Source organism: Mycobacterium sp. (assembly GCF_032161845.1).
In the GTDB taxonomy this organism is placed as follows: Bacteria; Actinomycetota; Actinomycetes; order Mycobacteriales; family Mycobacteriaceae; genus Mycobacterium.
In genome coordinates this window covers 1-8,605 of record NZ_JAVRQA010000295.1, presented here as the reverse complement: position 1 = coordinate 8,605, position 8,605 = coordinate 1, and the positions used below count along the sequence as shown (strand labels likewise).

General features: G+C 64.5%; 9 protein-coding genes. 7 read left to right on the top strand and 2 right to left on the bottom strand.

Annotation, left to right across the window (positions count from 1 at the left end; genetic code table 11):
- Nucleotides 1-18 precede the first annotated feature (18 nt).
- Nucleotides 19-780 carry an SDR family oxidoreductase gene (locus QOD90_RS16185; RefSeq protein WP_526351448.1) on the bottom strand — a complete coding sequence of 254 codons (762 nt, stop codon included), beginning with the start codon at nt 778-780 and terminating at the stop codon, nt 19-21.
- A gap of 83 nt (nt 781-863) precedes the next feature.
- Nucleotides 864-2,333 carry an aldehyde dehydrogenase gene (locus QOD90_RS16180; protein WP_526351446.1) on the bottom strand — a complete coding sequence of 490 codons (1,470 nt, stop codon included), beginning with the start codon at nt 2,331-2,333 and terminating at the stop codon, nt 864-866.
- A 183-nt stretch (nt 2,334-2,516) separates the two neighbouring features.
- Here QOD90_RS16180 and QOD90_RS16175 point away from each other — a divergent pair, with 183 nt between their 5' ends.
- From QOD90_RS16175 to QOD90_RS16145, 7 genes are all read left to right on the top strand, one after another.
- Entirely contained in the window at nt 2,517-3,101 is a 585-nt protein-coding gene (locus QOD90_RS16175) for a TetR family transcriptional regulator (RefSeq protein ID WP_526351444.1), read from the top strand.
- Nucleotides 3,098-4,297, top strand: a complete 1,200-nt coding sequence (locus QOD90_RS16170; protein WP_526351442.1) for a cytochrome P450 — start codon at nt 3,098-3,100, stop codon at nt 4,295-4,297. The genes QOD90_RS16175 and QOD90_RS16170 overlap by 4 nt, the downstream gene beginning before the upstream one ends.
- Complete coding sequence (locus tag QOD90_RS16165) at nt 4,297-5,160, top strand: SDR family oxidoreductase (RefSeq protein ID WP_526351440.1); 864 nt, start codon at nt 4,297-4,299, stop codon at nt 5,158-5,160. The genes QOD90_RS16170 and QOD90_RS16165 overlap by 1 nt, the downstream gene beginning before the upstream one ends.
- Nucleotides 5,157-6,548, top strand: a complete 1,392-nt coding sequence (cyp51, locus tag QOD90_RS16160; protein ID WP_526351438.1) for a lanosterol 14-alpha demethylase — start codon at nt 5,157-5,159, stop codon at nt 6,546-6,548. Before QOD90_RS16165 ends, cyp51 begins: the two co-directional genes overlap by 4 nt.
- Nucleotides 6,549-6,556: 8 nt before the next feature.
- Complete coding sequence (locus QOD90_RS16155; RefSeq protein ID WP_526351436.1) at nt 6,557-6,763, top strand: ferredoxin; 207 nt, start codon at nt 6,557-6,559, stop codon at nt 6,761-6,763.
- A gap of 1 nt (nt 6,764) precedes the next feature.
- Nucleotides 6,765-7,304, top strand: coding sequence for a nuclear transport factor 2-like protein (locus QOD90_RS16150; RefSeq protein WP_526351435.1), 540 nt, complete (start codon nt 6,765-6,767; stop codon nt 7,302-7,304).
- A gap of 94 nt (nt 7,305-7,398) precedes the next feature.
- On the top strand, nt 7,399-8,526 hold the full coding sequence (locus QOD90_RS16145; protein ID WP_526351433.1) for an NDMA-dependent alcohol dehydrogenase: 1,128 nt from the start codon (nt 7,399-7,401) through the stop codon (nt 8,524-8,526).
- Nucleotides 8,527-8,605 lie beyond the last annotated feature (79 nt).

Genomic DNA, 8,605 nt, shown 5'->3' with positions numbered 1-8,605 from the left:
TCTTCGCGCAAGCGCTCATCAGCGGATGATCTGTCCGCCGTCGACGTTGAAGATCTGGCCGGTGATCCACTTCGCCTGGTCCGACAGCAGGAACAAGCACATGCCCACCAGGTCCTCCGGTTCGCCCATGCGTGACAACGGAATCCGCTTGACGATGTCTGCGACCATCTCTTGCGGTGTCGTGGTCCGATTGGCCTCGGTGTCGATGGGCCCTGGGGCGATCGCATTGATCCGGATGTTCTGCCCACCGAGCTCGGTGGCCAGCTGCTGCGTCAGGCCGTTGATCCCGACCTTGGCCAGCCCGTAGAAGTTCGAGTAGAGCCAGGCCGCGGTGGAGGACTGGTTGACGATTGCTCCACCGCCCCCCTTCGCCATCTTGCGATAGACGGCCCGGGTACACAGCAGCGCGCCGTCCATGTTCACGCTCATGAACTTCTTGTAGTACTCCCAGTCGACGGAGACCAGGAAGTCGAGCTTCATGCCACCGAAGATCGCCGCGTTGTTCACCAGGTAGGTGATGCCGCCGAACTCGGCCAGCGTTTGGGCGGCCATCTCCTTGGTCGAATCGGGGTCGGACACGTCGACGCGCATCGCCAACGCGTTCCCGCCCTCGCCCTTGATCCCGTCGGCGACCTTCTGGGCGCCCTCGACGTTGATGTCGGCCACCACCACTGCGGCGCCTTCGCGCGCGAGCGCCTCCGCATAGGCCTGGCCGATGCCACCGCCCGAACCGGTGACGATGGCCACCTTGTCCTTGAACTGATCTCCGTAGAGCCCCATCTGAATCCTCTCTGGGCCGAGTGGCCACTTATTGCCCGCTTGGCGCCATATTCCGGGTGATGACTGGCCGCTCGGGTGTCTGCCTACTTCGCCAACGTCGCGATCGCCTTGGTTTCGAGGTACTCCTCGAATCCCGCGAGCCCCATCTCGCGGCCGATACCGGATTGCTTGTAGCCACCGAACGGCATGTCTGCCGAGTACCAGACACCGCCGTTGACGTTGACGGTGCCGACCCGTAGCCGCGCCGCGATTCCCGCCGCCCGATCGTCGTCCGCTGAGAACACCGTGCCCGACAAGCCATACGGCGAGTCGTTCGCGATCCGCACTGCGTCGTCATCGCCGTCGTGGGCGATCACGGTCAGCACCGGACCGAAGATCTCCTCACGCGCCACCTTGGCAGTGTTGTCGAGACCTGCGATGACCGTCGGCTCGATGAAGAAACCGGTGTCGCGGTCGGCGGGACTCCCACCGCCGCAGGCGAATCTGCCGCCCTCGGCGATCGCCGAGTCCAGGTACCCCTGAATGCGGTCGCGTTGCCGTTCGGAGATCACCGGGCCGCAGATGGTCCCGGCGTCGTTCGGGTCACCGGGCTTGAGGCCGGCCATCGTCCCTGCTGCCGCCTCGACCGCCTCGTCGTAGCGGGCTCGGGGAACCACCAGCCGCGTGGTGATCGCGCACCCCTGGCCGGCGTGCATCGACGCGGTGAACGCGGCCATCGAACACGCACCCGCCAGATCCGCGTCGTCCAGGACCAGGAAGGCCGACTTGCCGCCGAGTTCGAGGAACACCTTCTTGAGGGTGGCGGCACCGTCTGCCATCACTGCGCGGCCCGTGTTGGTCGAGCCGGTGAACGACACCATGTCGACGCGCGGATCCTTGGACAGCAGCGCACCGACGCCGTGGTCACTCGAGGTGACGATGTTGACGACGCCTGCGGGGAAGTCGGTGTGCTCGACGATGAGCTCGCCCAATACCGCTGCGCACCAAGGCGTGTCAGGAGCGGGCTTGAGCACGACGGTGTTGCCTGCAGCGAGCGCCGGGCCGAGCTTGGCAAGGTTGATCTGGTGCGGGAAGTTCCACGGCGTGATGGCACCCACGACACCGATCGCCTCCCTGGCGATCGTGCGGTGGGTCTTCATGCCCATGGGCGCCGCGACGCCGAAATCGGCGGTCCACTGGTAGGACTCCGCTGTGTCGGCACAGAAGCTGAGGTCCTCGACCGGGCCCTCGAGTTGCGCCATCGACGTAAGCATCCGCGGTGCGCCCACCTCGGCGATGGTGATTTCGCGGAGTTCCTCGACGTGATCGCGCATGGCCTGCTGCAGCTGTCGAAGGCAGCGCACGCGTAGCTCGACGTTGGTGGACCAGTCGGTCTCGTCGAACGCTCTGCGTGCTGCGGCGATCGCCGAATTCATGTCGTCGACCGTGGCATCGGCCGCGACACCAAGCACCTCTTCGGTCGCCGGGTTCAGCGTCGGGAACGTGCCGCCGCTGCCCGCAACCAGTTTGCCGTCTATCAGCAGCCGGCTCTCGCGATTGTCCAGCAGCGCCATTCGAACTCCCGATCATCCCTGGACAACTGTCCAACTGTATTGAATCGAACCATAACCGCAGACGCGCGGCGATGGCAAGGGCGTGGAACCAGACTGGGGGTCATATACGTCTCTAGCAGGTAATTAATGGCAACTTTCGGCACCCGCTTGCCGAGGACGGGCATCGTCGGATAACTTGGACATGTGTCCAGTGATGCGGCGGTGGCGGCCCAGGAAGCGCCGCGCAACCGTCGGCAGGAAGAGACCTTTCGCAAGGTCCTCACCGCAGGCATCGAGATGCTGCGCGAATCGTCCTACGCCGACCTCACGGTTCGGGCCGTCGCCGCACGGGCGAAGGTCGCGCCGGCCACGGCGTACACCTATTTCTCATCCAAGAACCACTTGATCGCCGAGGTCTACCTCGACCTCGTGCAGCAGGTGCCGTACTACACCGACGTCAACGAACCGATGCCGATCCGTGTCGAGAAGGCCTTGCGCAATCTGGCGCTGGTGGTCGCCGACGAACCCGAGGTAGCCGCCGCCTGCACGACGGCACTGCTCACCGGCAGCGATCCCACCGTGCGTCGAGTCCGCGACCGAATCGGCTTGGAGATCCACCGCCGAATCAAGTCGGCGGCAGGCCCCGACACCGACCCTCGCGTGGTGTCAGCGCTGGAGATGACGTACTTCGGCGCCCTCGTCAATGCGGGCAGTGGCGCCTTCACCTACCACCAGATCGCCGACCGCCTCAGCTACGTGGTCGGCCTCATCTTGGAAGAAGAAAGATGACCGCAACCGCGCCGCCTCTACTCGATCCGTACGACTACGACTTCCACGAGGACCCGTACCCCTACTACCGGCGACTGCGCGACGAGGCGCCGCTCTATCGCAACGAAGAGCAGAAGTTCTGGGCGCTCTCGCGCCATGCCGACGTCGTGCAGGGCTTCCGCAACAGCACGACGCTGTCCAACAGGCACGGCGTCTCGCTCGATCCGATCTCCCGCAACGACGAGGCGCACCGGGTGATGTCGTTCCTGGCCCTCGACGATCCTGGACATCTGCGGCTTCGCACGCTGGTGTCGAAGGGATTCACCCCCAGGCGAATTCGCGAGCTGGAGTCCCGAGTCATCGAGATTGCGGTTCAGCATCTGGACGCGGCGTTGCAGTCGGACGGCTTTGACTTCGTCGACGACTTCGCGGGCAAGCTGCCGATGGACGTCATCTCCGAACTCATGGGCGTCCCCGCCGAAGACCGAGTCCGCATCCGTGCCCTGGCCGACGGCGTCATGCACCGCGATGACGGAGTCAGAGACGTCCCCGCGGAGGCCATCCAGGCGTCAGCAGACCTGATGGTCTACTACGCCGCCATGGTCGATCAACGGCGCAAGTCGCTCACCGACGACCTAACCTCGGCGTTGGTCGAGGCCGAGATCGACGGCGATCGCCTCACCGACGAGGAGATCATCGCGTTCCTGTTCCTCATGGTCGTGGCTGGCAATGAAACCACCACCAAACTGCTTGCCAACGCCGCATATTGGGGATTCAAGAACCCCGACCAGCTGGCTCCCGTCTTCGAAGACCACTCGCTGGTCAAGCCGTGGGTCGAGGAGACGCTGCGCTACGACGCGTCGAGCCAGATCCTGGCGCGCTTGGTATCGGCCGACACGACCCTGTATGACACCACGATCCCAGCGGGCGACGTCGTGCTGCTACTACCTGGGTCGGGCAACCGCGACGAACGGGCGTTCGAAAACCCGGACGACTACCGCATCGGCCGCGACATCGGGTCGAAGCTGCTCAGTTTCGGGAGCGGGGCACACTTCTGCCTCGGCGCCCACCTGGCCAGAATGGAGGCCCAGGTGGCCCTCACCGAACTGTTCAAACGGATCAGCGGCTACCAGGTGGACGAGGCCAACTCGGTCCGGGTGCACTCCAGCAGCGTTCGCGGTTTCGCCCATCTTCCGATCACCGTAAGGGTCCGCTGATGCCCCGCTTTGCCCCCCTTCCCGACCGCAGGCCCGCCATCGTCGCAGGCGCCTCCGCAGGCATCGGCGAGGCGACCGCCATCGAACTCGCATCCCGTGGCTTCCCCGTCGCGCTCGGCGCCCGCCGCGTGGAGAAGCTCGACGACCTGGTCGGCAAGATCCGCGCCGAAGGCGGCGAAGCCGTCGGATTCCACCTCGACGTCACCGATCCGAATTCGGTGAAGTCCTTCGTAGCCAACGCCGTTGACGCGCTCGGTGACATCGAGATCTTGGTGGCAGGTGCCGGCGACACCTACTTTGGGAAGCTGGCCGAGATCAGCACCGACGACTTCAACTCGCAGCTTCAGATCCACCTCGTCGGCGCCAACCGGCTGGCCACCGCGGTGCTGCCCGGCATGCTCGAACGCCAACGTGGGGATCTGATCTTCGTCGGCTCCGACGTTGCTCTCCGACAGCGCCCGCACATGGGGGCCTACGGCGCCGCCAAGGCGGCCCTGGTCGCGATGGTCTCCAACTTTCAGATGGAATTGGAGGGCACCGGCGTGCGCGCGTCGATCGTGCACCCCGGCCCAACCAAGACGTCGATGGGATGGAGCCTGCCCGCCGAACTGATCGGCCCCGCCCTTGAGGATTGGGCCAAGTGGGGCCAGGCGCGCCATGACTACTTCCTGCGCGCCTCGGATCTGGCGCGGGCCATCACCTTCGTCGCGGAAACTCCGCGCGGCGGGTTCGTCGCGAGTATGGAGCTTCAGCCAGAAGCGCCCCTGAACACCACCACGGACCGCCAGCAGCTCAAAGTCGACGAAGAAGTGCTCCCTGGGGGCAGGAGCGAAGCGACCCGGGGGAATGGAGAGAACCAATGACCACTGCGATCGTCCCCCGCGTCTCCGGCGGTGAAGAAGAGGAACACGGCCACCTGGAGGAGTTCCGCACCGACCCAATCGGTCTGATGAACCGCATCCGCTCCGAGTGCGGCGACGTCGGCTGGTTCCAGCTCGCCGGCAAGCAGGTCGTCATGCTGTCGGGTTCGGAGGCCAACGAGTTCTTCTTCCGTTCCAGCGACAGCGATCTCAATCAGGCCGAGGCCTATCCCTTCATGACACCGATCTTCGGTGAGGGCGTGGTGTTCGACGCCGACCCCGAACGGCGCGCGGAGATGCTGCACAACACCGCATTGCGCGGTGAGCAGATGAAGGGCCATGCGGCCACCATCGAGAACGAGGTCAAGAAGATCATCGCCGACTGGGGCGACGAGGGCGAGGTCGAGCTCCTCGACTTCTTCTCGGAACTGACGATCTACACCTCGACGGCCTGCCTCATCGGGCTGAAGTTCCGCGAGCAGCTGGACAGTCGATTCGCCCAGTACTACCACCAACTCGAACGCGGGACCGACCCGCTGTGCTACGTGGACCCATACCTGGACATCGAGAGCTTCCGCATCCGCGACGAGTCACGCGTCAAACTCGTTGCGCTGGTGCAAGAGATCATGAACGGTCGGATCGCCAACCCGCCGAAGGGCAAAGAGGATCGTGACTTGCTCGACGTGCTGGTCTCGATCAAGGACGAGGAGGGCACACCGCGCTTCTCGGCCAACGAAGTCACCGGCATGTTCATCTCGCTGATGTTCGCGGGTCACCACACCAGCTCGGGGACGTCGTCGTGGACGTTGATCGAGCTGCTGCGCCACCCCGAGGTCTACGCCCAGGTGCAGCAGGAGCTCGACGACCTCTACGCGGACGGTCAGGAGGTGAGTTTCCATGCGCTGCGCCAGATTCCGAAACTCGACAACTCGCTGAAGGAAACGCTGCGCCTGCATCCGCCCCTCATCATCCTGATGCGGGTGGCGCAGGACGAATTCGAAGTGGCGGGCCATCCGATCCACAAGGGTCAGATGGTGGCCGCATCGCCGGCGATCTCGAACCGGATTCCCGAGGACTTCCCCCACCCGGACGACTTCGACCCCGACCGTTACGAGAAGCCGCGACAAGAAGATCTGGCCAACCGGTGGACGTGGATCCCCTTCGGCGCAGGCAAGCACCGCTGCGTCGGAGCGGCGTTCGCTCAAATGCAGATCAAGGCGATCTTCTCGGTGCTGTTGCGCGAGTACGAGTTCGAGATGTCGCAGCCGTCGGAGACCTACCAGAACGATCACTCGAAGATGGTCGTGCAACTGGCGCAGCCGGCGAAGGTGCGCTACCGCAAGCGGGTTTCCGGCGGGCAGGAGCGCAGCGACCGGGGAAGTGTGGAGTAGTAATCGTCATGGGCTGCTACCGCGTAGAACTCGACGAGGACCTCTGCCAGGGCCACGCGATGTGCGAATTGGAGGCCCCGGACGTGTTCGCGGTGCCCAAACGCGGCGTCGTCGAGATCCTCGACTCAGAGCCCCCCGACGACATCCGCGAGGACGTCGAGCGGGCGATCGAAATGTGTCCCACCCAAGCGATTTCCCTCAGAGACAAGGAATGACATGGCGTCACGCGAGCAGCTGGATGATTGGGTCGAGCGGTGGCTTCAGGTCAACCGCGATGCCGAGGCCGCGGGCGACTGGACCCCGCTGGCGGACTTCTACGCCGAAGACGCTACCTACGGTTGGAACATCGGGCCCAAGGAAGACGTGATGTGCGTCGGTCGCGACGAAATCCGCGACGTCGCACTAGGTCTGGAGATGCAAGGTCTGGAGAACTGGGTCTACGAATACCAGAAGGTGCTCGTCGACGAGAAGCAGGGCGAGATCGTCGGCTTCTGGAAGCAGATCGTCAACAAGAGTGACGGCACCCGGGACGAGATCTACGGCATCGGGGGCAGTTGGTTCCGCCTCAACGAGGACCTGCTGATCGAGTGGCAGCGTGACTTCTTCGACTTCGGGCACGTCTCGAAGATGTTCATGAAGCTCATCGAATCGGGCGATCTCAGCGAAGGCATGCAGAAGCGGATCGAGCGCAGCGTCGCAGGCGAACGATTGCCCGGCTACTACCCGCTCGGCGAAGCACCGTTGCCGATCTGGTGAGCTCCCGGCCAAGCGGTTGCTTGGGGGTGGGTGTGACGCACCTAACTAATGGCTCTAGTCTGAGCTCACTGGCTCTAGTGGAAGGCACGTAAAGATGAAGACAAAAGGCGCGCTGATCTGGGAATTCAACCAGCCATGGTCGATCGAGGAGATCGAGATCGGCGACCCCGTCAAGGACGAGGTCAAGATCCAGATGGAAGCGTCCGGGATGTGCCATTCCGACCACCACCTGGTGACCGGCGATATCCCGATGGCCGGTTTCCCGGTCCTCGGCGGCCACGAGGGTGCGGGCATCGTCACCGAGGTCGGCCCCGGTGTCGAGGACATCGCCGTCGGCGATCACGTCGTGCTGTCCTTCATCCCGTCCTGCGGTGCGTGCCCGTCATGTCAGGCCGGCCTGCGCAACCTCTGCGATCTCGGTGCGGGCCTGCTCGGCGGCCTCGCCGTCTCCGACAACACCCACCGCATCACCGCCAAGGGGGAGCCCGTCTTCCCCATGACGCTGCTCGGCACGTTCAGCCCGTACATGGTGGTGCACAAGAGTTCCGTGGTGAAGATCGATCCGTCGATCCCGTTCGAAGTGGCCTGCCTGGTGGGCTGCGGCGTGACGACGGGCTACGGCTCGGCGGTCAAGGCCGGCGACATCCGGCCCGGTGACGACGTCTTGGTGATCGGAGTCGGCGGCGTCGGCATGTCGGCGGTGCAGGGTGCGGTCAACGCAGGCGCCCGCAACCTCTTCGTCATCGAGCCCGTGGAGTGGAAGCGCGACGCGGCCCTGAAGTTCGGTGCCACGCACGCCTATCCGGATACCGACGCCGCGTTCGCGGGCATCGCCGAGGCCACCCACGGCCTGATGGCCAAGCAGGTCATCGTGACCGTCGGCGAGCTCAAGGGCGCCGACGTCGACACCTACGTCAACCTCACCTCCAAGGGCGGCACCACGGTGCTGACCGCCATCGGCAGCCTGCTGGACACCAACGTCTCGCTCAACTTGGCGATGCTGACGCTGATGCAGAAGCGGATCCAGGGCACCATCTTCGGTGGCGGCAACCCGCACTTCGACATTCCGCAGCTGCTGTCGATGTACAAGGCGGGCAGGCTCAACCTCGACGACATGATCACCACCCAGTACAAGCTGGAGCAGATCAATGACGGCTACAAGGACATGCTCGAGGGTCGCAACATCCGCGGCGTCATCCGCTACACCGACGCCGACAGGTAGGGGCCGACCGTGTCACAGGAGACCGCCCAGCAGTCACCTGCCCTCACCGCATCGCAGGCCTCCTGGCACTGCGTGCAAG

What these genes read in the sequence shown, in the direction of transcription:
- QOD90_RS16185 (WP_526351448.1), bottom strand. Translation starts at nt 780, where the DNA reads ATGGGGCTCTACGGAGATCAGTTCAAGGACAAGGTGGCCATCGTCACC.
- QOD90_RS16180 (WP_526351446.1), bottom strand. Translation starts at nt 2,333, where the DNA reads ATGGCGCTGCTGGACAATCGCGAGAGCCGGCTGCTGATAGACGGCAAA.
- QOD90_RS16170 (WP_526351442.1), top strand. Translation starts at nt 3,098, where the DNA reads ATGACCGCAACCGCGCCGCCTCTACTCGATCCGTACGACTACGACTTC.
- QOD90_RS16165 (WP_526351440.1), top strand. Translation starts at nt 4,297, where the DNA reads ATGCCCCGCTTTGCCCCCCTTCCCGACCGCAGGCCCGCCATCGTCGCA.
- cyp51 (WP_526351438.1), top strand. Translation starts at nt 5,157, where the DNA reads ATGACCACTGCGATCGTCCCCCGCGTCTCCGGCGGTGAAGAAGAGGAA.
- QOD90_RS16155 (WP_526351436.1), top strand. Translation starts at nt 6,557, where the DNA reads ATGGGCTGCTACCGCGTAGAACTCGACGAGGACCTCTGCCAGGGCCAC.
- QOD90_RS16150 (WP_526351435.1), top strand. Translation starts at nt 6,765, where the DNA reads ATGGCGTCACGCGAGCAGCTGGATGATTGGGTCGAGCGGTGGCTTCAG.
- QOD90_RS16145 (WP_526351433.1), top strand. Translation starts at nt 7,399, where the DNA reads ATGAAGACAAAAGGCGCGCTGATCTGGGAATTCAACCAGCCATGGTCG.